Source organism: Deinococcus humi, assembly GCF_014201875.1.
Classification (GTDB): domain Bacteria; phylum Deinococcota; class Deinococci; order Deinococcales; family Deinococcaceae; genus Deinococcus; species Deinococcus humi.
Genome location: NZ_JACHFL010000003.1, coordinates 376,193 through 395,705, shown reverse-complemented (window position 1 = coordinate 395,705; position 19,513 = coordinate 376,193). Strand labels below are relative to the sequence as shown.

At 65.5% G+C, this 19,513-nt stretch carries 18 protein-coding genes; 9 read left to right on the top strand and 9 right to left on the bottom strand.

Annotation, left to right across the window (positions count from 1 at the left end; all coding sequences use genetic code 11):
* The first annotated feature begins 35 nt into the window (after nt 1-35).
* Nucleotides 36-1,847, top strand: a complete 1,812-nt coding sequence (locus tag HNQ08_RS08700) for an ABC transporter ATP-binding protein (RefSeq protein ID WP_184130009.1) — start codon at nt 36-38, stop codon at nt 1,845-1,847.
* A gap of 94 nt (nt 1,848-1,941) precedes the next feature.
* On the opposite strand, the gene HNQ08_RS08695 is transcribed toward HNQ08_RS08700, so the two are convergent.
* Nucleotides 1,942-4,560, bottom strand: a complete 2,619-nt coding sequence (locus HNQ08_RS08695) for a BamA/OMP85 family outer membrane protein (protein ID WP_184130005.1) — start codon at nt 4,558-4,560, stop codon at nt 1,942-1,944.
* A 493-nt stretch (nt 4,561-5,053) separates the two neighbouring features.
* Between HNQ08_RS08695 and HNQ08_RS08690 the strand changes: the two genes are divergently transcribed.
* Genes HNQ08_RS08690 through HNQ08_RS08680 form a run of 3 tightly spaced genes read left to right on the top strand, consistent with a single transcriptional unit; the run spans nt 5,054 to nt 7,805 of the window.
* A complete protein-coding gene (locus HNQ08_RS08690; protein WP_184130002.1) occupies nt 5,054-5,707 on the top strand; it encodes a YggS family pyridoxal phosphate-dependent enzyme in 654 nt (217 codons plus the stop codon).
* Entirely contained in the window at nt 5,704-6,552 is an 849-nt protein-coding gene (locus HNQ08_RS08685; RefSeq protein WP_184129999.1) for a DivIVA domain-containing protein, read from the top strand. The genes HNQ08_RS08690 and HNQ08_RS08685 overlap by 4 nt, the downstream gene beginning before the upstream one ends.
* A complete protein-coding gene (locus HNQ08_RS08680; RefSeq protein ID WP_184129997.1) occupies nt 6,552-7,805 on the top strand; it encodes a cytochrome P450 in 1,254 nt (417 codons plus the stop codon). The genes HNQ08_RS08685 and HNQ08_RS08680 overlap by 1 nt, the downstream gene beginning before the upstream one ends.
* Nucleotides 7,806-8,222: 417 nt before the next feature.
* Here HNQ08_RS08680 and HNQ08_RS08675 read toward each other — a convergent pair whose 3' ends face one another.
* Complete coding sequence (locus HNQ08_RS08675; protein WP_184129995.1) at nt 8,223-8,948, bottom strand: hypothetical protein; 726 nt, start codon at nt 8,946-8,948, stop codon at nt 8,223-8,225.
* Nucleotides 8,949-8,987: 39 nt separating this feature from the next.
* Entirely contained in the window at nt 8,988-9,191 is a 204-nt protein-coding gene (locus HNQ08_RS08670; RefSeq protein WP_184129993.1) for a helix-turn-helix domain-containing protein, read from the bottom strand.
* 488 nt (nt 9,192-9,679) lie between these two features.
* Here HNQ08_RS08670 and HNQ08_RS08665 point away from each other — a divergent pair, with 488 nt between their 5' ends.
* The 3 genes from HNQ08_RS08665 to HNQ08_RS08655 all read left to right on the top strand — a co-directional run bounded on the left by HNQ08_RS08665 (nt 9,680) and on the right by HNQ08_RS08655 (nt 12,953).
* Nucleotides 9,680-10,648, top strand: a complete 969-nt coding sequence (locus tag HNQ08_RS08665; protein WP_184129991.1) for a leishmanolysin-related zinc metalloendopeptidase — start codon at nt 9,680-9,682, stop codon at nt 10,646-10,648.
* A gap of 138 nt (nt 10,649-10,786) precedes the next feature.
* Nucleotides 10,787-11,563 carry a DUF554 domain-containing protein gene (locus tag HNQ08_RS08660; RefSeq protein ID WP_184129989.1) on the top strand — a complete coding sequence of 259 codons (777 nt, stop codon included), beginning with the start codon at nt 10,787-10,789 and terminating at the stop codon, nt 11,561-11,563.
* Nucleotides 11,564-11,783: 220 nt separating this feature from the next.
* The gene (locus HNQ08_RS08655) at nt 11,784-12,953 is read left to right on the top strand and encodes a DUF4384 domain-containing protein (RefSeq protein ID WP_184129987.1); all 1,170 of its coding nucleotides are present in this window, start codon (nt 11,784-11,786) and stop codon (nt 12,951-12,953) included.
* Nucleotides 12,954-13,201: 248 nt separating this feature from the next.
* Here the strand turns inward: HNQ08_RS08655 and HNQ08_RS08650 are convergent, their stop codons facing one another.
* The 5 genes from HNQ08_RS08650 to rpe are packed head-to-tail and all read right to left on the bottom strand — an operon-like array spanning nt 13,202 to nt 16,962.
* The gene (locus HNQ08_RS08650) at nt 13,202-13,687 is read right to left on the bottom strand and encodes a nucleoside deaminase (RefSeq protein WP_184129985.1); all 486 of its coding nucleotides are present in this window, start codon (nt 13,685-13,687) and stop codon (nt 13,202-13,204) included.
* 50 nt (nt 13,688-13,737) lie between these two features.
* Nucleotides 13,738-14,973: a carboxynorspermidine decarboxylase gene (gene nspC, locus HNQ08_RS08645; RefSeq protein ID WP_184129982.1), complete on the bottom strand. Its 1,236-nt coding sequence runs from the start codon at nt 14,971-14,973 to the stop codon at nt 13,738-13,740.
* A gap of 41 nt (nt 14,974-15,014) precedes the next feature.
* Nucleotides 15,015-15,509, bottom strand: coding sequence for a PsbP-related protein (locus HNQ08_RS08640; RefSeq protein ID WP_184129979.1), 495 nt, complete (start codon nt 15,507-15,509; stop codon nt 15,015-15,017).
* 42 nt (nt 15,510-15,551) lie between these two features.
* Nucleotides 15,552-16,274 (bottom strand): 2-phosphosulfolactate phosphatase, encoded by a 723-nt coding sequence (locus HNQ08_RS08635; protein ID WP_184129976.1) that lies wholly within the window; start codon nt 16,272-16,274, stop codon nt 15,552-15,554.
* 13 nt (nt 16,275-16,287) lie between these two features.
* Nucleotides 16,288-16,962 (bottom strand): ribulose-phosphate 3-epimerase, encoded by a 675-nt coding sequence (gene rpe, locus HNQ08_RS08630; RefSeq protein WP_229790043.1) that lies wholly within the window; start codon nt 16,960-16,962, stop codon nt 16,288-16,290.
* Nucleotides 16,963-17,056: 94 nt separating this feature from the next.
* Here rpe and HNQ08_RS08625 point away from each other — a divergent pair, with 94 nt between their 5' ends.
* Entirely contained in the window at nt 17,057-17,713 is a 657-nt protein-coding gene (locus HNQ08_RS08625) for a ribonuclease HII (protein WP_184129969.1), read from the top strand.
* Between the two features lie 53 nt (nt 17,714-17,766).
* A complete protein-coding gene (locus HNQ08_RS08620; RefSeq protein ID WP_184129965.1) occupies nt 17,767-18,258 on the top strand; it encodes a hypothetical protein in 492 nt (163 codons plus the stop codon).
* On the opposite strand, the gene HNQ08_RS08615 is transcribed toward HNQ08_RS08620, so the two are convergent.
* Complete coding sequence (locus tag HNQ08_RS08615) at nt 18,255-19,427, bottom strand: amidohydrolase family protein (RefSeq protein ID WP_184129963.1); 1,173 nt, start codon at nt 19,425-19,427, stop codon at nt 18,255-18,257. The two genes, HNQ08_RS08620 and HNQ08_RS08615, sit on opposite strands and share 4 nt — an antisense overlap.
* Nucleotides 19,428-19,513 lie beyond the last annotated feature (86 nt).

Sequence of the window (19,513 nt, the reverse complement as noted above, 5' to 3'; positions counted from 1 at the left end):
TGTCCCCACGACTCACCATCCAACGGAGTTCCCGCATGACCACCGCCCCAACCCAGCACTCCACCACCGCGCCAGACCGTACCTTTGCCCTGACCAAACGGCTGTTCGCCTACCGGCCAGCCCTCTTCGTCTTCAACCTGTTCATGTGGAGCATGGTACATGTGTCGCCCGCGCTGCTGGCGCTGGCCGTCAGCCATGTGTTTGGGCAACTGGACGGCGCCGAGGTGCTGCGCAAGAGCGGGGGCGACCTGGGGCCGTCCATCGCGGCGGCCTGGATCGCTGTCGGGTGGTTTGCCCTGGTGCGGGCCAGCCGTTTCGGCGTTTTCTACGGGGCGTTTCGGGCCTTTATCGAAATCTGGTACACCCTGGACGCGCTGCTGCGCCGCAATCTGCTTGGTTACCTCCTGACCGCCCGGGGTTCGCGCCGCCTGCACGACACCCCTGCCGAGGCTGTCAGCCGCTTCCGCGACGACGTAGAGGACGTGGCCGGGTACGTGGAGGTCTGGATCGACAGCGCGGGCTTCGTGCTGTACTCGCTGGTGGCCATTGTGCTGATGGCGCGCGTGGATCCCACCATCACCCTGCTGGTCTGTGCGCCGCTGCTGCTGATGGTGGTCTTCGTTCAGAAGCTCTCGCCCACCATCCGTGCCTACCGCCGCCGCATGCGCGAGGCCACCGCCCGCGTCACTGACTTCATTGGTGAAACCTTTGGGGCCGTGAGCGCCGTGAAGCTGGCCGCCCGCGAAAGTGGCATGGTGACGCACCTGGGCAGGCTGGGCGAGACCCGCCGCCACGCCGCCCTGCGCGACGTGCTCCTGACCGAGCTGATCCGGGGCGTCAACACCAACATGGTCAATCTGGCCGTGGGGCTGGTGCTGCTGCTGGGCGCAAACAAGATTCGCGGCGGCGCACTTGAGGTGGCCGACTTCGTGCTGTTTATCGGCTTGCTGCCGCGCCTGACCGGGAGCATGGGCTTCTTCGGCGACGCGATTGCCCGTCACCGCCGCACCGGGGTCAGTTACGACCGCATGACCCGGCTGCTGCAGGACGCGCCTGACACGCGCATCGTGGAACATCACTCGGCCTACCTGCACAGCGAGCCGCCTGCACCGCCCGCCGCGCCGCCGCAGTTGCCGCTGGAAGAATTGCGGGTCTCTGGCCTGACTGCCACCCATGACAGCGGCCTGGGTGTGCGTGACGCCAGCTTTACCGTCAGACAGGGGGAGTTCGTGGTTGTCACCGGGCGCATCGGCAGTGGCAAGAGCACGCTGCTGCGGGCGCTGCTGGGCCTGATTCCGGCGCAGAGCGGCACGGTGGCGTGGAACGGACAGACGATTGAGGATCCCGCTTCCTTCCTGGTTCCGCCCAGGAGTGCCTACACCGCGCAGATCCCCAGCCTGTTCAGCGACAGCCTGCGCGAGAACGTGCTGAGCGGCAGCGACGAAGCGAGGCTGGGCCGTGCGGTACGGTTGGCCGTACTGGAACCGGACCTGGCGCAGCTTCCACAGGGGCTGGACACCCCGGTGGGCGCACGCGGCGTCAAGCTCTCCGGCGGGCAGATGCAGCGCACGGCGGTGGCCCGCATGCTGGCCAGGGACGCGGATCTGCTGGTCTTCGACGATGTCTCGAGCGCCCTGGACGCCCGCACCGAGGCGCAACTGTGGGACGGTTTGTTCAGTGAAACGGACGCCACCTGTCTGGTGGTCAGCCACCGCCGCGCCGCTCTGAGCCGCGCCGACCGGATTCTGCTGATGCAGGATGGGCGAATCGTGGAAGAGGGGAGCCTCGAGGAGCTGCTGGACCGCAGTGCGGAGATGCGGGCGCTCTGGGCCGAGGTTCAGGGTTAGATGCCCAGTGCTGCGTAGCCAACATCAAGAGAGGCGCGCTCCCTGTTTGGGGAGCGCGCCTCTCTTCTCTACAGGACCTCTCTCTAGTCGCCGCTCAGAAGAAGTTGCCGATGCGGAAGTAGAACTTGCCGCCCGCATCTTGGGGGCTGTAGCCGTAATCGAAGCGCAGGCTGGGCAGCAGCGCACCCCCGATGCCCAGGTTGAGCTGTACGCCCGCTCCGACACCGTACTTCAGGTTGAAGTTGGGATTTTCCTTGGTGCCCCACGCACTGCCGGCGTCTGCGAAAGCCACGCCGTACAGACCCTGCGCGATGCCCGCCTTGAGCCCAAAGTCGAAGCGGTATTCGGCGCTGGTGGTGAAGTAGTTGATGCCGAACAGTGAGGCGTCGGACAGGCCGCGAATCTGCCGTGAGGCCTGGGGCGTGCTGCCCCCGCCGACAGCGAAACCAGTGCCGCCCGGCGCGCTGGCCTGGTTCAGGATGGCGCCCCCGTTGGCCCGCACGGCGAAGACCTGCTGCTTGGTCTGCAGCCCCAGGTCCTTCTCGATGGTGCGCCCGAAGCCGTAATAGGTGCTGGCGCCCGCTTCGACATCGCTCCAGCGCAGCGCCGTCTGGCCCTGTCGCCCGAAGTTGTACCCCGCGTCCAGATTGGCCCGGAAGCCGCTGTCGGGGAACTCGGGGTTGGTGGTGCTGTCGTAGTTCAGACTGCCGCTGATCCGGGTGGTCACGCCCGCCTCGGGCAGCAGGCTCTGGGCTTTCGTGGCGTCGAACGAGTAGGTCTTGCTGGGCTGACCGTTCGTGCCGGGGATCTCGGCGGTGGTCTTGTCCCCCTCTTTCAGGGCTTCCAGGTAATAGGTCTTGTAACTGACCCCCACCCCCACGTTGGCGTACAGATACTTGGTCAGGTTGCGCCCGGTGTTGACGCTGAAGCCAGTGCTGCGCACGGTGTAGTCGTAGCCGGTGTCGGTGTTGGGCGGAGAGCCGGTGGTCTCAGGCGTCTCGTTGGGACGGGTAAACACCGCGTTGTTGCCGCTCACGGTGCTGCCCACGCCGAAGGACACGCTGGTGCGGTTTTTCTGGAAGTCCAGGAAATTCAGGTCCAGCCAGGGGATGGTGTAGTTGACGTTGCCGCTGAAGTTCTGCCCGGCGTCGTTCTGCTGTGCCCCGATGCCCACCGTGAAAGCGTGGCCCAGACCGAAGGTGTTGGGGTTGGTATACGCCGCGTCTCCGCTGAAGCCGCCTGCAAAGCTGTCGTAGGTGAGGCCCAGGCTGACGGGAATGCCCTTGGACTTCTCGGTGATGCCCAGCACGTAGGTCACGTTCTCGGGGTTCTGTGGGTCGCTGCGGACCGATTCGGTGGTCACGCTCACAAAGCCCAGGCGGCTGATGCGGCCCAGCGCGGCGCTGAGGGTCTCGCGGTTAAAGGCGCTGCCGGGCTCGGGCAATTCGCGCAGAATGACGCGGTCCTTGGTGCGGTGCTCGCCCTGCCACGCCAGTTCGTAACCCACCAGTTTGACCTCGCGGATGTTGAAGGTCAGTGCGCCGTCGTTGAAGGTCACGGCGTCGCGGGTGCTGATCTCGTACCCTGCCTTGCGGTAGACGTCGCGCAGCGCCAGGAAGTCGTCCTGCGCCAGTTGCGGGCTGTAGATGTCGCCCGCCTTGGTCTTGATGGCGGCCTGGAGCGTGGCGGCGGGCACCAGGGTGTTGCCTGTGATGGCGATGGTCTTGACCGGGCCAGTGGCCACGTCCGACGCGCCGAACAGCACAGTGACCTCGGCGGGGTTCTCGGGGTTGGCCTGCAGCGCGAAGCCCACAGGTTTGCCGGTCTGGTTGGCCAGGGTCCGCACGTCGGCCTGCAGGCTGGACAGTGTCACGGGTTTCCCGACGGTGGTCTGCAACGTGGCCTGGGGGTTGTCCAGGTTGCTCAGGTCGACGTCGGCAACCTTGCCCTCGATCACGGCCACCTTCAGCACGCCGTCCACCAGGGTGCTGTTGCGCACGTCCACCCCAGCTTGCAGATATCCGGCGTCGTCAAAAGCCATCTGCAACTGCTGCACCGCGCCGTAGTACAGGTCCGGCGTGAACTTCTTGGCGTCGTACAGCGGCTTGAAGATGTTGGTGATGGTGGTGGCGGGCAGCAGGGTTACGCCGCTGACCTCCACGCGCTTGACCGGGGCCGTTTCATCCACAACGAAGGTCACGGTGACATTGCCGTCCGCGCCCGCTTTGGTCTGGGTGCTGATGCTGGGCGCGAAGGGATAGCCCTCGGCCTGGTAGTTCTGGGCCAGGGCTTCTTTGGCCTGATCGATGCGCTCGGTGTTCAGTGTGGCGCCGGGGGCGATGTTCAGCAGCTCGCTGATCGACTTCTTGAAGGCCTCGGGGTCGAGGAAGGTCAGGCCGCTGGCTTCCACCGCCGTGATGGTGGGGTTGGGAACCACGGTGACCTTCAGGGTGTCCTTGCCAGCCACGGTGCTCAGTTCGGCCACGGCGCTCTTGAAGTACCCGGTGGCCACCACTTCCTGCTCGATGGCGCGCAGATTGACACTGGACAGGGGCGCGCCCGGCTGGACGCTGAGGGTGGCCTTGAGGAAATTCGCCAGCAGATCGCTGGTTCCGGCCACGGTGATGTCTTGAACGGTGCCAGCGGTCTGGGCCTGGGCCACGGCGGGCACAGCCAGAACGACGGTCACGGCGAGCGTAAGGGGGTGTCGCATTCTTCTCCTAGTTTCGCACATCTCTGAACTCGCCCTGACCGCACAAAAGCCCGCAGCGGGGCGCGGGCAGGACAGGGCGGTGGGGGCCGGATGGGGCGATCACTGTGTCCACACTTGCCGCTAGCCCCCTGAGAAGGGTGAAGATCGGGTGCGTCACGGTGAAAATAGCCTGTGGCGCGTGGTACGCACGCCATGCTCTTGAGCCGCCTGCCGGAGTGGGGGAGAATGCCAGGATGTCTCCCACCCAACTGGCCCCTCCCGCACCGGTGTCTGGCGCTTCTCCGGGATTGGGACGGAAAATCTCTCCCAACGATGGGGAATTTGCGCCTGCGGCCACGCTCGCGGCTTCTGCCATTCCTTCCATCAAGGCGACGCAGGGAAAGCCACGAAACGCTCTGCTGTTCCTTCAGGAAGGGCAAATCGGAGTGAGGCATTCTGGGGAAGCTGGCCCGATGCTGCCTGAAGCCCTGGTCCATGTTCCCAGGCCTGAGCGATGAGCCTGCCCGAAGTCGTCGCCCACCTGCGGGCGCTGGAGCAGGAAGCCGGGCGTGAGGCAGGCAGCGCGAAACTGGTGGCCGTGACCAAGGGGCAGGATCTGGGAAGTATTGAGAAGCATGTGCTGGCCCACGGCACGTACCCGCTGGGTGAGGGCCGCGCCCAGGAACTGCGCGACAAGGCGGCCGACAGACCTGACTGGGAGTGGCACTACATCGGTGCGCTGCAGCGCAACAAGATCAAGTACCTGCGCCCGGTCACGCTGGTGCACGCCATTGAGGCCACCTGGCAGGCCGAGGCCATCGCTGAGGCCGCCCAGAAGTGGGGCCACGCGCCGGACCTGTTGCTGCAACTGCACAACGGCGAGGAGCAGAAGCACGGGATTCCGGCGGACGAACTTGCGGCGACGCTGGCAAGTGTGCGTGAGACCGGGCTGACCGTGCGCGGCCTGATGGTCATGGCCCCGGACTTCGGCGCGCCCGTGGAGCAGACCGAGGCCGAAAGCCGTATTCTGCGGCTCTTCACCGACACGGCGCGGCGGGCCCACGATCTGGGGCTGCCGGAACTGAGCATGGGCATGAGCAGCGACTACCCCCTGGCCGTGCGCGCAGGAGCCACCCTGGTGCGGGTGGGAAGGAGCCTCTTTACATGACTGACCTGACCCGATCTGACCTGACGCGAGACCTGACTTCTGAACTGACGCCCGGGACCACCGCCCGCCGGGATTCCAACAGGCTGACCCCGCTGGACATTCGCCACCAGGAATTTCCGGGTAGATTTGGTGGCTACCGGCGCGACAGCGTGCGCACCTTTCTGGCCCAGGTGTCCGACGAACTGGAGAACTTGCTGGGCGAGCAGTTGCGCGAACGCGAGACGCGTGCCCGGCTGGAGCGTGAACTGGAGGAGCTTAAAGCCTCCCAGGACCAGATTCGCCGCGCCGTGGTGGCCGCTGAGAAGATGGCCCATGACATGCGCGAGAACGCCACGAAGGAAAGCGAACTGATCGTGGCCCACGCCAACGCCCAGGGCGAGAGCCTGATGCGCGAGGCGCAGGCCCGCAACGTGGAATTCGAGGCCCAGCATGGAGCGCGTATGACCGCCCTGGAAGCCACCTTCCACGCCCGCTTCGCCGACCTGGAGCGCGATCACCATCAATTACTCCTGGAGCGCGAGCGCGTGCAGACCGAGCGCATCAACGCGCTGGAACGCGAGTTCAACGAGCGCCATACCGAGTACACCTCGCGTCTGGCCGGGGCGCGGCAGGAATACGTGCAATTCCTGAGCGGTTACCGCGCCCTGATGACCTCCTTTTCTGATCTGTCGGCCCGTCATGTGCTGCCCGAGGACATGCCCCTGCCGGTCTCCAGCCTGCCTGGTCAGCACCTCAAGGGCCAGGGCCGGGCGCCTCACAGGGAACTGGCCGATCCGACGGAAGCTCCCCCAGAACAGGAGGGCGAGAAGGACACGGCCCTGTTGGACGGCCACCAGTTCCTGTAATGTCACCCCAGAACCTGCCGCAGGTCCGTCTGCCGGTCACCGAGCCAGCTTTCGTGCAAAATCCCTATCCGCTGCTGGCTCAGCTTCGTGAGGAACAGCCCGTCTTCTTCGATCCGGAGATGAACCGGGTGGTACTGACCCGCCATGCGGACATTGGCGCGGTGCTGCGCGACAAACGCTTCGGGCGCAGCGCCCTGCACCGCTATTCGCGCGACGAGCTGGGCTGGCCGCCCCCCGATCCTGCGCAGCGCCATTTCGATGCCTTTAACGGCAACCACCTGCTGGACAGTGAACCGCCCAAGCACACCCGGCTGCGTTCGCTGGTGGGGCTGGCCTTCACGCCGCGCCGGGTGGAGGGCCTGGGGGTCCGTATCGAGGCGATTCTGGCCGAGCAGTTGCGTGGACTGGGACATCGGGGTGCCTTCGATCTGGTGGCCGACTACGCCGAGCCGCTGCCCGTCACCGTCATTGCCGAACTGCTGGGCGTGCCGCCGGAGGCCCGCGCCATGCTGCGTCCTTGGTCTGCCGCCATCGTCAGGCTGTACGAGCCCAGCGTGGGGCCGTCACAGCAGGCCGAGGCCGAGCGCGCTGTGCTGGACTTCAGCGCCCTGCTGCGAGACCTGAGCCAGCAGCGCCGCCTACGCCCTCAAGACGATCTGATCACCGCCCTGGTGCAGGCCGAGGAAGCCGGGGACCGCCTGAGCGAGCAGGAGCTGATCGATACCTGCATCCTGCTGCTGAATGCCGGGCACGAGGCCAGCGTCAATGGGCTGGCGGCGGGCGTGCTGGCGCTCTTGCGGGAACGGGAACACTGGGACCTGCTGGTGGCCGCGGCTCCGCGTGAGGACAGTCTCCCGCTCTTCCGCCGCGCCGCCGAGGAGTTGTTGCGTTTTGACACACCGCTCCCGATGTTCGAGCGCATCGTGCTGGAGCCGCTGGAGTTGTACGGCGCAACTCTCCAGCCGGGAGACCGCGTTTCACTGCTGTACGCGAGTGGCAACCGTGATCCTCGCAAATTCGATCAGCCCGATATCCTGAAGCTGGACCGCGATCCCAACCCGCACCTGACCTTCGGGCTGGGCATCCACTACTGCCTGGGTGCGCCGCTGGCCCGGTTGGAACTGGCGTTGAGTCTGCGGGCGCTATGCCGCGCGTTGCCCAGATTGCGCCTGGCTAACGCCGACGAGCCAGGTCAGTACACCGGTGGCTTTGTCATTCGCGGCTTGGCGCGGCTGGATGTGGTGGCCGATTGAGGACAGTCACTTCATGGAATGAGGTTGCCAGCCCGTTGGAGGTGGATGAGATTCATGCCACCACCCTAATGGACGGAAGCATCAATAGGATGCTCGAGGTGGAAGTTGGAAGCTTTTACCTCCGCTAGGCACAGGAGTTATGGCTGCCCTATCGATCAGTTCGCCTTGGCGGGGATGATCTCTCGATGCTGCTTCCGCATAGAGTTCTCCTGCACAGGCAACGACGCGGAATATGTGGAAGCAGCGTAATCTCTGGCGGAATTATGCGTTCGACTGCCCAGGTGGTGAAGTTCGAGGGGCCACATGTCGTCAGCCCAGGGAAGCGGTGCATTGAAACTGCTCACAGGCGTCTGACCTTACGTGCACTTGCACTATAGAAACCTCTACGTCTTCGGGAACAACCCTGCCCCGGGGACATTACTGGCCCGTCTCCCTGCCTGCCGATTGCTCGGGCATGGCGCGTGGTTCGCCTGAGCCGAACTCCCGCCACCACACCGTCGCCAACTCGCCGTCTGCGGCCTCTCTCATGGCCTCCGCTGTCCTCTCCAGCGCCAGCAGCGCCAACACGCGGGCCGGGCTACGCGGCGAGCTGTGGTCCAGGGCCTTCTCCGCCATTCGCAGGCCCTTGGCGCCGCCCAGCCTCAACTGCGCGTGGGCCAGGACGGCCAGCAGGTGGGCGTCGCTGGGCACCCCGGTGGCCTCGGTGACCTTGAGGCCCTCAGCCAGGGCGCGCAGGGCCGCGTGGGGCTGGGGCAAGAGCTGCTCGCCGCGCAGGGTGGCAGCGGCGATCACAGCTCCTACATCGCCCTCCTGACGGGCCAGGGTCAGGGCGTGTTGCGTTGTGGCCTCTGCCTGGGAGTCCGCAAGCTGCCAACGGGCGCGGGCGCGCAGGGCGGAGGGACGGGCTGTATCAGGAAGCGGCTGGAGCACAACGAGGGCCCGCTCTGGCTCACCAAGTCGCAACAGCGCCGCAGCCTGCGTCAGGGGCTCCGATTTGGCCCACAACACCGCGAGACGGGGGCGGCCCAGTCGCTGGGCCAGCCTCGCCGCCTCGGTGGAATCCTCCAGAGTCAGTTCGCCAAAAAAATGTGCAGGTTCGCCGCGCTCCAGGGCGGCCCTCAGGGCGGGAGACGCGTGATCCATCGCAGCCCCAGCATAGCTTGGGTCTGCCCGCCCGTTTGCTCAGGCGCTCAGGGCCATGTCCAGTCCCAGGAACCGCCACAGGGAGCGTCGCGGCACCCGTAAACCATTGGGATGTTCGACGGCGCCTAGACGGCCATCCCTGATCCAGCGGCGAACAGTGCGTTCGTGGGTGCCAGTGAAATCGGCCACCTGGCTGACCTTCAGGAGCATGGGCAGGCTTTGAAACTGGTCTGAAAGGGTCATCTTGGACCTCCCAAAAAGAGCGCGGGGCCGCCACACGGCAGCCCCAGACAGGATTTGATTTCAGTGTTCAGGCCATGAACAGCCCCAGGCCAGGCCAAAACAGCGCCGCCACCCGGCACGTCACCCAGTGGGGGCGCGGTGACGGAATGGGCCTCGGTGCGTTTCAACTTGCGCGGAGCGTACCACACCCCATGTCAACCCTGGGTCAGCCCCCATTGGGTGTAGAAAATGAGCAAAAAGATAAGAAAATATGCCAATCAGTGCGAAAACGTCGTTGGGCACATGGTGAACAGCGACAATCTGATCTGACGCCCTACACCGTAGCCCACAAGAGAAGTCTTTTACAGATTTCTCATTTCGCACGAAATACCTTGGGGACCGGCAACAACAGTACAGGTTCGACTTCAGCTTTCAGGCGTTTTCAGCGCGGAGGGTCAGTCCTCTATGTGACCGTTTGGCACTGATTCGCTTGCCCCGGAGGTACCACCATGGCTCAGCCTACGAAAGTTCTCGGTCTTGCCCTTGCCACCCTCTCGCTGAGCGCCGTCCTGGCCTCGTGCGGGCAACCCCAGAACGCGGCGGCACCCGCCCTGCAAAACGATACGGCGGCGCCGATGGCGGCTCAGGTCAATATCAGCGATCTGCCCATTGATCCTCAGCTCACGCGCAGTCCGCTGCAGGAGCAGGCCACCGAGCCCTACAACATCACGCTGAATTTTGCGGCGGGCAGCAGTTCAAGTGTGGTGAGCGCCATGCGTTCGGCCGCCGCCCGGTGGGAAGGCGTGATTACGCAGGGCCTGCCCAGTTACCGCGCCACCATTCGTGCCGGATCGTGCGGCAGCAACGCTGCCTACAGAGGCACCATCGACGACCTGCTGGTCTTCACGGGAAACACCGAGATCGACGGCCCAGGCGGCATCCTGGCCCAGAGTGGACCATGCAGCATCCGCAGCGCGAGCGGCCTGACCACCTACAGCACGCTGGTTTTCGACACCGCCGATCTGGACCAGTTCAGCAGCCAGCTCGCCGACATCGCCGTGCATGAGCTGGGACACTCGCTGGGCATCGGGACGCTGTGGCAGCGCTTCGGGCTGGTCAGCGGCATCGGCGGGACCAATCCCACCTATCAGGGGGGTAACGGACTGCGCGAGTACCGTGCTGCGGGGGGCACCCTGAGCAGCGTTCCCGTGGAAAATCAGGGTGGCTCCGGCACGGCGGGTGGCCACTGGCGCGAAAGCACCTTCAAGACCGAGCTGATGACCGGCTACCTGAACAGCGGCGTTTTCAACCCCCTGTCGCGCATGAGCGTGGGTAGCCTGCAGGACATGGGTTACAACGTCAATTACGGGGCGGCGGACGCTTACCGCATTCCCACCGTCAGCGGTCAGGGTGTGGGCGAACTGCTGGAGCTCGGCGGTCGCGAACAGCTGATCAAGCCTACCTACCGCAGCGAATAAGAGTTTAAGCCCTTTTGCCCCTCCTCGTGAGTTCGAGGCGGGGGCTTTGTTGTGTGGACGTGGCCTCGACTTCCGTGCCTATCGGCAATCCATGCCTCTCCTCCGCTGGGCCAGGCCCGCGCGCTACCCTGCGTCCCGATGAGCCTTCTCTCGCAACTGTCGGGCACCCTGGTCAATGTCGGCACCGTGCTGCTGGGGACGATCATCGGTCTGATGGTGGGGGGGCGGCTGCCCGCGCGCACGCAGCAGGCGCTGCTCCAGACCCTCAGTCTGGTCACGGTGTTTATCGGTCTGGACATGGCGGCGAACCTGAACCGGGTCTCGGCAGGCAGCATTCCAGGGGTGATTGTGGCGTTGATCAGCTTGGCAGCGGGAGTGGTGATCGGTGAGGCGCTGGGCATTGAGGAAGCGCTGAACCGTCTGGGCGAACGACTGCGGACGCGCTTCAAGGGCGAGGGCCGCTTTACCGAGGGCTTCGTGGCCGCCAGTCTGCTGTTCTGCGTGGGGCCACTGACCTTCGTGGGTGGATTGCAGAACGGCCTGACCGGAGACAGCAGCAGTTACATTCTGAAAAGCACGCTGGACGGCATCTCGGCATTGGCGCTGGCGGGCGCCTACGGCCTGGGTGTGGGCTTCAGCGCTGTGACCGTGCTGATCGTGCAGGGCGGAATCAGTCTGGCCGCGGGGGGTTTGGCCTCCACGCTGCTGGGCGGCGCGGATCCTGAGACCCTCAAGACCAATCCTTACATCCTGGTGTTGACTGGGGCGGGCGGTCTGAGCATCGTGGGGATCAGCTGGAACCTGATGCTGGCGGGCCTGGGCCTGGAGGACCGGCGCGTCAGGGTGGGTAGCATGCTGCCGGCGCTGCTGCTTGCGCCGCTACTGCTGTGGGTGGCCCTGCGGATCGCCGGGTAAGGGCACAGCGCGAGCGGATTCTTCACCGTCCGGATCGGCAGATCGACGGGCTGGAGCAGAGGGCGGTGGACAGCGGCCGCCTTCCTGCCCATTCCCCCTCCTGTTTTCTGACTGGAATTAATGCTTGCGGCCTATCAGTGCCTCGTCAGGTTCAGCCCGTACCTTGCGCGCATCCAAGCCGAGCAGCACTCTTCCACTCTAAATAACCAGGAGGCCCGACATGTCCAACCTCAAGCGTATCTCCAGCCTGACCGTCCTGCTGGGTCTGACCGTCCCTGCCCTGGCGGCCCCCAGGATCAGCGCCCAGAGCATCATCGTCAATCCGACGCAGCCGGAACTGAACGTGCAGGTCTGGACGAATCGTGATGCCAGCGGCACGGGCAACCCTGTTTACGGGATCGGTGAACGCATCAGCGTGGGGGTCAAGACCAGTGCGGACGCCTACCTATACCTGTTCAACGTCAACGCGGACGGCAACATCGACCTCTTCTTTCCAAACGCCTATGAGGACAGCAATTATGTTCCGGCAGGCACGCGGGTCTTTCCAGGCAACGGCGCGAAGTACAGCCTGAGTGTCGGCGGCCCCAACGGACAGGACAAGTTGCTGGCGGTGGTCAGCACCACCGAACTGAGCCTGAATGATATCGCCACCTTTGAGGGCCAGCAGCAGTTCGCCACCGTCAACGTGCAGGGCCAGGATGGGCTGGCCCAGGCGCTGAGCATCGTGGTCAATCCGCTGCCTGACAACGCTTGGGTGACCGACACGGCCTTCTTCCGGGTGGGCAGCGTGGCGCAGACCCCTCGGCAGCCCACGCCCGTGACGCAAATTCAACCGGGCGAGCGCCAGGACGGCTCTTTCGACGGCGCGATGGTGGACGCCTACGCCCGTTTGAAGGGGACTGAATCGTTGGGCCAAGCCACCACCTACGCCGTGCCGTGGGGCGACGGCTGGTGGCAGAAATTCAACGGCGTAGCAGCCTATGGCGACGCGGCGTTGTTGCACGCCAACGGCAGCAGCCGCTCGTACTCGGTGCATGGCCGTCTGCTGGACCGCTACTTGGCGCTGGCACAGGCCGAGAACGGCGCAACCCGGCCCCCCAGCCGTCTGGGCTGGGCGGCCGGAGATGAAAAGATCATTCCCCAGAACCGTTACGGCACCACTGGCCTGTACGGCTTCTTCCAGAACGGCGCGCTGTACGACTCGCAGAAATACGGCACCTTCTGGCTGACCGGCCCGGTGCTCAAGGCCTACCAGGGTCTGGGCGGCAGCGGCAGCTTTCTGGGCTTTCCCACCCGTGACCAGTACCTGCTGAACGGGGCCTGGGCCGCCGATTTCGAGGGTGGGAGCATTCGCACCGTGAACGGCGCCACCCGGATCTACCGCAAGTAAGTCATCCCTCCAGCTGACCTCACTGCGCCGGACATGACTGGACACCCAGTTTGTGACCCCATGGCTGGCACTTTTTTTCCCGCCTCACCGGAGGCAGGGTCTTAATCGGCGCGCTCCCGACGGGCAAATGATCTGCCCGAGGCGCAACTTCCCTTCCGACTCTTCCCCATAAATTCAACAATCAACAGGCCGAAGCCCCCAACTCCGTGGTGAGTGCGGGGGCTTCGGCTGTCTGGGATGTCGGCAGATTACTTTCCAGCCTGCCTGCGGACGTTTCGTTCGTGCAGTTCGCGGATGCGCCCGCTCAGGGACGGCTCGGGGCCCTCGACATTGGAGTCGCGCAGCACGTCGCCAATGGCGAGCGGCTTGACTGGCCCAGCAGGCATGCCCAGTTCATCCATCCACTGGGTCAGCTGTCTGGACGAACTTGCGTACACGATGCGTCCCAGTCCGACCCAGCCGTGGGCGGCGGAACACATCGCGCAGTGCTCGCCGGAAGTGTAGACCGTGGCCCGCACCCATTCCTGAGGCGAGAGATGGGCGGCAGCCCAGCGGGCAATGGCGAACTCCGGGTGCTGGGTGGCGTCACCGCCCGCTGTGCGGTTCTGGTCCTCGAACAGAACCTCGCCCGCCCCTGAGACGATCAGTGAGCCGAAGGGGTCGTTTCCACATTGAAGCGCGGTCTCGGCCAGCTCGACACAGCGCGTCAGATGCCTTCTATCTGTGTCATTCATGTTGGTCCTTCCAGGCCACTGCGGCGCCATGGGACGAAGTGGCGTGTCCCTCAGCTCAGCTTGGCCTTGAACTCCTCGTAGCCGAACGTCTTGACCCGCTCGTAGCTGCCGTCCATGTGCAGGATGCCGATATCAGGGTGCTTGACGCCGTTGAAGAAGGTAGTCTTGACCATCGTGTAGTGGATCATGTCGTCGAAAATCACCCGATCACCGATCTTGAGAGGGTGATCAAAGACGTACTCGCCCACCACGTCTCCGGCCAGGCAGGTCGTGCCGCCGATCAGGTAGGGGTAGCCGCCGCCGTAGTCGTTGGCCTCGCGGTGTTCGTGTTCAGGAGGATCGCCCGCGCCCAGGATACGGGGGCGGTACGGCATTTCCAGCACATCGGGCATGTGGGCACTGACCGACACGTCCAGCAGGGCGGCGTCCTTGACGTTGTGCACCACGTCCAGCACGCGGCTGACCAGCCAGCCGGTCTGCCAGCCGAAGGCGCTGCCCGGTTCCAGGATCACGTCCACGTCCCACCGCTCGCGGAAGGCACGCACCACCCGGATCAGGCGCAGGGTGTCGTAGCCCTCGCGGGTCATCAGGTGGCCGCCGCCAAAGTTGACCCACTTCATGTGGGGCAGGAATTCGCCGAAATTGCGCTCGACGACTTCCAATGTGCGCTCCAGCGTGTCGCTGTCCTTCTCGCACAGGGTATGAAAGTGCAGTCCGTCCACACCTTCAAGCAGGTCTTCCCGGAACTCGCGGCGGGTCACGCCCAGGCGCGAGAACGGCCCGGCGGGGTTGTACAGGTCAGTCTCGACCTCGGCGTACTCGGGGTTGATCCGAATGCCGACGTGAATCTCACGCCCCCCGGCGCGGGCGGCCTCCACCTGCGGTTTGAAGCGTTCCCACTGCGAGAACGAGTTGAAGACCAGATGATCTGCCAGCTCCAGAATCTGCCCGAATTCCTCGTCGCTGTAGGCCGGGGCATAGACGTGAACGTCGCCCCGCATCTCCTCGCGGGCGAGCCTCGCCTCGTTCAGGCTACTGGCGGTGGCCCCGGTAATGCCGTACTCGCGCAGCAATCCAAAAGTGCTCCACATCGAGAAGCCCTTGAAGGCCACGATGATTCGCGCCCCACTCGCCTGCTGGACGTGCGAGATGAGCGCCAGATTGCGCCTCAGCCGCGACTCGTCGAGCACGAAGGCCGGGCTGGGGATGGCGGCCCAGTCGATGCTGCCGGTTGGGGTAACGTCAGGAAGCTGGAAATCAGCACTGCGAGAGTCGGTCACGGTCATGGCCCGAGTCTACCGAACCGGGGTCCGGCAAACCGCCTTCCTCAACGCAAAATTTTGAAGCTTTTCACGAAGGCGGCGTTGACCGGGGTCAGCTGGGCCTGGTTGCCCTGGGTGGTGGCCGTCACCAGATAGGCTTTGCCGCCCGTGACGGCGTAGGTCGCGATGAAATACAGGGTGTACACGCCCTGCCGCCCGGTGTAGATGGTCTCATTGGCTTTCGCGCCGCCCAGTGTGGTGGCCCGCGTGCGGATGATCTTGCTGTCGGTGATCAATTTCTTGATCTGGTCCAGACTCAGCGCGTGATATTGCGCCAGGGTCATGCCTGGTGGCACCGGCTGCACAACCACATTCACGTTGGGTGCGAAGTTCCCCACCGGTTTGTCGGCGAAGACCACTGCCGCGCCCGGAAAACTCACCTGTTTCCAGCCGGACGGCGGCGTTACGGCAAAGCCGTTCTCGGCGTTCGTGTACGTGGCGGCCAGGGCGGAACCCAGCAGGGTCAGGCCCGCCAGGCTCAGGACGACTTTTTTGGTCATGGCGCAGAGTACATGGTGCCGAGGCGAGGATTGGCGAACATCCTAGCCTGCGACGAATTTAAGCGTTCCTTCAGGGATATCCTCTCCCCGTACCAGCGTGGGCACCACCGTGCTGGTGCTCAGGCCCGCCGCGAGGCCCACGTCCTCACCCAGCCCAAGACCGGTCAGATGCACGCCGTGATCGCTGCCCGCCAGGGCTTCAGCCGGATCGCCAGCCCCTCGCCTGACGGTCAGGGCAATCCGGGCACCGTCGTCCAGCACGAAATCCCCCATCGCCAGCAGATACTCGGCCAGCACGCCGGCGGTGTACACGTCTTCCAGCCCCACCCGCCCGTCGGTTCCGGCGCAGACGATCGCAATGCCCTCTGTGGCCAGGGCGCGGGCGCGGCGGGCGGCGGCGTGGGCATTGGTCAGGGCGGCCAGCAGCACATGCTTGCCGCTCTGGGCGGCGATATGGGCCGCCCCGGTGCCGTTGGTGGTGTTCATGACCACTGTCCTGCCCGCGAAGTTCTGCGTTCCAGCCTCTGCCGGGCTGTTGCCGAAGTCGAAACCGGGGAGGGGCAGGCCGCCCCGCTCCCCGGCCAGCACGAGGTCATTCTGGGTACCGCGCAGATCCAGGGCCACCTCCGGCGTGCGGGTCAGCAGCAGCGCCTGCGCGCCGCGTTCCAGATACGCCACCGCCGTGGTGGTGGCGCGCAGAGCATCAATGACCAGGACCACGTCCGGGTAATTCCCGTGCGGCAGCAGATCGACGCGCAATTTCATGCGCGCGCCCCCTTCACTTCAGCGCTTCCCGCAGGCGTTCCAGGCCCGCCCGCGCGCCATCCTTGCCGAACACGGCGCTGCCCGCCACCAGCACGCTGGCCCCGGCGCTGACCACCGCGCGGGCGTTGGTGCTGGACACCCCGCCGTCCACCTGCAACTCGGCGGCGCTGCCCAGCTCATCCAGCCAGCGGCGCAGCGTGCGGATCCGCTCCAGGCTGGCGGGAATGAATTTCTGACCGCCGAAACCGGGGTTGACGCTCATGACCAGCACCACATCCACGTCCGCCAGCAGGGGACGCACCGCCTCCAGGGGCGTGCCGGGGTTGAGGGTCACGCCCGCGCGTTTGCCCAGCTCCCTAATCTGCTGCACGGCGCGGTGGACATGTGGGGTGGACTCCACATGAACGGTCAGGCTGTCGGCCCCCGCGGCGACAAAGTCCTTCAGGTAGCGTTCGGGGCGCTCGATCATCAGGTGGACGTCCAGCAGCAGATTGCTGGCCCGCCGCGCCGCGGCCAGGATCGGCAGCCCAAAACTGATGTTGGGCACGAAGGCCCCGTCCATCACGTCCACGTGCGCCCAGTCGGCCCCGGCGATGGCCTGCAGTTCATCGGCCAGATGGGCGAAGTCGCAGGACAGGATGCTGGGTGCCAGCTTGACGGGGCGGGGGTTGTCGGCTTCGGCGCTCACGCCGGGCAGTTTACGACATGGCTTACAAATCCGCATGCCGCCGGCACCGTGGGCAGTGGGGCCGCGCGAATGGCCGAACTGCTACCTTTTGCCCATGCCTCCTGTGCCCTCCGTAACGCCCGACTGGGCCTATGAGCGTCAGCACTGGCGGCGCGGGTACTTCCGCGTGGCCGGGGTGGATGAGGCCGGGCGCGGCGCGTGGGCCGGGCCGGTCACGGTAGCGGCGGTGATCCTCCCTGGTCTGGCCACGGAGTATCCGTTCCGGGACAGCAAGCAGTTGACAGCGCCCCAGCGCGAGGAGTACGCCGCCGAGGTTCGCCGCGTGGCCCTGGCCTACGCGGTGGAGCACGCCTGGCCCGACGAGATCGACCGTTTGAACATTCTGGGCGCGACGCACGCGGCGGCCCTGCGGGCGCTGGAGCGACTGAGGCCGCCTCCGCAGGCACTGGTCACCGATTACCTGAAACTCCGCACGGCGCTGCCCATCAGCGCTCCACCGAAGGCCGACGCCCTGAGCTACAGCGTGGCCGCCGCCAGCCTACTCGCCAAAACGGAGCGGGACGCCGTGATGCGCGAAATGGATGTCCAGTATCCCGGCTACGGATTTGCCTCCCACAAGGGTTACGGCGCACCTGCTCACCGGGCGGCGCTGGAAGAACTGGGCGTCAGTCCAGCACACCGCCGGAGCTTTGCCCCCATTCGCCGGGTGCTGGAAGCGGGCGAGGGCGGCCTGTTTCCCGCCAACCCCTGACCCTGCCCGTTCCCCTTCCTAGCTTCCTCATGTGCGGCCCGTATTCTGCGCACATGCTTAAACGCGCTGTCCTGTCGCTGGCCCTGGGTCTGCCTCTGCTGCTGGGAGCCTGCGCTCCGGTCAACTCGCTGCTCGCCTCACGTGACGGCGGGGAAAAGGGACCACTGCAATTCGGGCCGCTGGCCGTCGGGCAGACCTGGACGGTCAGCGGCGTGGTGGATAGCCGCAATGTGGTCACCACCGTGACCATCCCCGATCTGGTTAACGTGCAGGGCAAATTCGCCTCGTACAGCGCACGCGACGAGTACACCGGCTTCAACGACAATCGCGCCGGGTTTGCCGTGGCGTCCTACGATCCGGACCGCCGCAGCGCCGAGTTCCGCTGGGTGGGGGACGCCGGGGCCGGCAGCTTCGACAAGGTGACCTACACCTGCAAGCTCGACAACCTGACGGGCACCCCACTGATTGGCGTCCTGACCTATGGGCGAAACGGCCAGACGGTGGCAAACGGTACCTGCGAGGCCAATCTCAACGGGCAGTCCTAATCGCTCCAGACGTAGCGGTCTGACCACGCCTCCCCGCGTCGGATGAACGGTATGGGGAGGTCCAGCACGCGTCCACCGCCCTTGACGGCGGCGCGCACCAGCAGACGTGGATCGAGCTGCGGATAGAGCCTCCGGGCAAAAGCCACGTCATCCCGCACGTCCAGGGTCTGGCCGCTCGCGATGGAGTCGGTGCCCAGCGCGATCTCCACTCCGGCAGCAGCAAACGCGGTCCAGGGGAAGGTGCCGCATTCCAGATGGATGTTGCTGCGCGGGCAACTGACCACCGCGCAGCCGGCCCGCGCCACCCGTGCGATGTCGTCCGCCGTGACATTGACCATGTGGATCAGCGTGGGCTTTGCGGCCAGCACGCCGAGTTCGTCTAGATAGCGGACTGGGGTCAACCCTGGCTCCGGCGTGCGCCCGATCACCTCAGCGAAGGTCTCGGGCCAGAAGGGTTGCAGACGGTTGGTCCACAACGGCCCGTCGCCCGTGGCGAACAGTTCGGGTTCGCTGGGATGCTCGGCCACATGGATCTGCATGGGCAGGCCCTCGCCCGCCGCGTAATCGGTCACCAGTTTCATCAGGCGGTGGCTGACCGTGTACGGCGTGTGTGGCGTCAGGCCGATGCGAGGGCCACCAGGTCTTTCCAGTTTGCGCCACGTCTCCACCCGCTCGCGCATCGTGGCGAAGACCGCATCGGCCTTCCCTGGAAAGGTGCCCAGAACCTCGAAGTACAGGACGCCGCGCAGGTCCTCGCGGGCGAGCAGGGCGTCCATCACTTCCGGCGACCAGACGATGTCGCCCACGCCGCCCACGGGGAGCCGCGAGAGTTGGTCGGCTCCGGCCAGCCCGCCCGCCACCCCACGCAGTTCGCGCTGGGCAATCACCACCTCTGGCAGCCAGCGAAAGTACGGCAGCGCCTGAAACGCGTAAGCGCTCATGTCCAGGTGGGTGTGCGCGTTGACAGGTGGGGGCGCGATGATTCCGCCCACTTGCTCCACGTGTGCCTGCGGGTAGCTGGCGCGCAGCTGCGCCGGATTACCCGTGGCCGCTACCGTATCCCCCACGATGACGACGCCACCCGGCGCGTGGCCGCTGCCCATGCCGGTGTACAACACATCGCAGATCAGCAGGCGGGGCGTGAAGGAGTCCGGCGCGGGAAGGGTCATGCGGGCATGTTAAAGGGGACGGAGGAAAAACGGGTGTTCCTTTTGCTGTCTCAACGAGCAGGAGCGGGCCAGCGCTGATGCTGTGT

What these genes read in the sequence shown, in the direction of transcription:
- HNQ08_RS08700 (WP_184130009.1), top strand. Translation starts at nt 36, where the DNA reads ATGACCACCGCCCCAACCCAGCACTCCACCACCGCGCCAGACCGTACC.
- HNQ08_RS08695 (WP_184130005.1), bottom strand. Translation starts at nt 4,560, where the DNA reads ATGCGACACCCCCTTACGCTCGCCGTGACCGTCGTTCTGGCTGTGCCC.
- HNQ08_RS08690 (WP_184130002.1), top strand. Translation starts at nt 5,054, where the DNA reads ATGAGCCTGCCCGAAGTCGTCGCCCACCTGCGGGCGCTGGAGCAGGAA.
- HNQ08_RS08685 (WP_184129999.1), top strand. Translation starts at nt 5,704, where the DNA reads ATGACTGACCTGACCCGATCTGACCTGACGCGAGACCTGACTTCTGAA.
- HNQ08_RS08680 (WP_184129997.1), top strand. Translation starts at nt 6,552, where the DNA reads ATGTCACCCCAGAACCTGCCGCAGGTCCGTCTGCCGGTCACCGAGCCA.
- HNQ08_RS08675 (WP_184129995.1), bottom strand. Translation starts at nt 8,948, where the DNA reads ATGGATCACGCGTCTCCCGCCCTGAGGGCCGCCCTGGAGCGCGGCGAA.
- HNQ08_RS08670 (WP_184129993.1), bottom strand. Translation starts at nt 9,191, where the DNA reads ATGACCCTTTCAGACCAGTTTCAAAGCCTGCCCATGCTCCTGAAGGTC.
- HNQ08_RS08665 (WP_184129991.1), top strand. Translation starts at nt 9,680, where the DNA reads ATGGCTCAGCCTACGAAAGTTCTCGGTCTTGCCCTTGCCACCCTCTCG.
- HNQ08_RS08660 (WP_184129989.1), top strand. Translation starts at nt 10,787, where the DNA reads ATGAGCCTTCTCTCGCAACTGTCGGGCACCCTGGTCAATGTCGGCACC.
- HNQ08_RS08655 (WP_184129987.1), top strand. Translation starts at nt 11,784, where the DNA reads ATGTCCAACCTCAAGCGTATCTCCAGCCTGACCGTCCTGCTGGGTCTG.
- HNQ08_RS08650 (WP_184129985.1), bottom strand. Translation starts at nt 13,687, where the DNA reads ATGAATGACACAGATAGAAGGCATCTGACGCGCTGTGTCGAGCTGGCC.
- nspC (WP_184129982.1), bottom strand. Translation starts at nt 14,973, where the DNA reads ATGACCGTGACCGACTCTCGCAGTGCTGATTTCCAGCTTCCTGACGTT.
- HNQ08_RS08640 (WP_184129979.1), bottom strand. Translation starts at nt 15,509, where the DNA reads ATGACCAAAAAAGTCGTCCTGAGCCTGGCGGGCCTGACCCTGCTGGGT.
- HNQ08_RS08635 (WP_184129976.1), bottom strand. Translation starts at nt 16,274, where the DNA reads ATGAAATTGCGCGTCGATCTGCTGCCGCACGGGAATTACCCGGACGTG.
- HNQ08_RS08625 (WP_184129969.1), top strand. Translation starts at nt 17,057, where the DNA reads ATGCCTCCTGTGCCCTCCGTAACGCCCGACTGGGCCTATGAGCGTCAG.
- HNQ08_RS08620 (WP_184129965.1), top strand. Translation starts at nt 17,767, where the DNA reads ATGCTTAAACGCGCTGTCCTGTCGCTGGCCCTGGGTCTGCCTCTGCTG.
- HNQ08_RS08615 (WP_184129963.1), bottom strand. Translation starts at nt 19,427, where the DNA reads ATGACCCTTCCCGCGCCGGACTCCTTCACGCCCCGCCTGCTGATCTGC.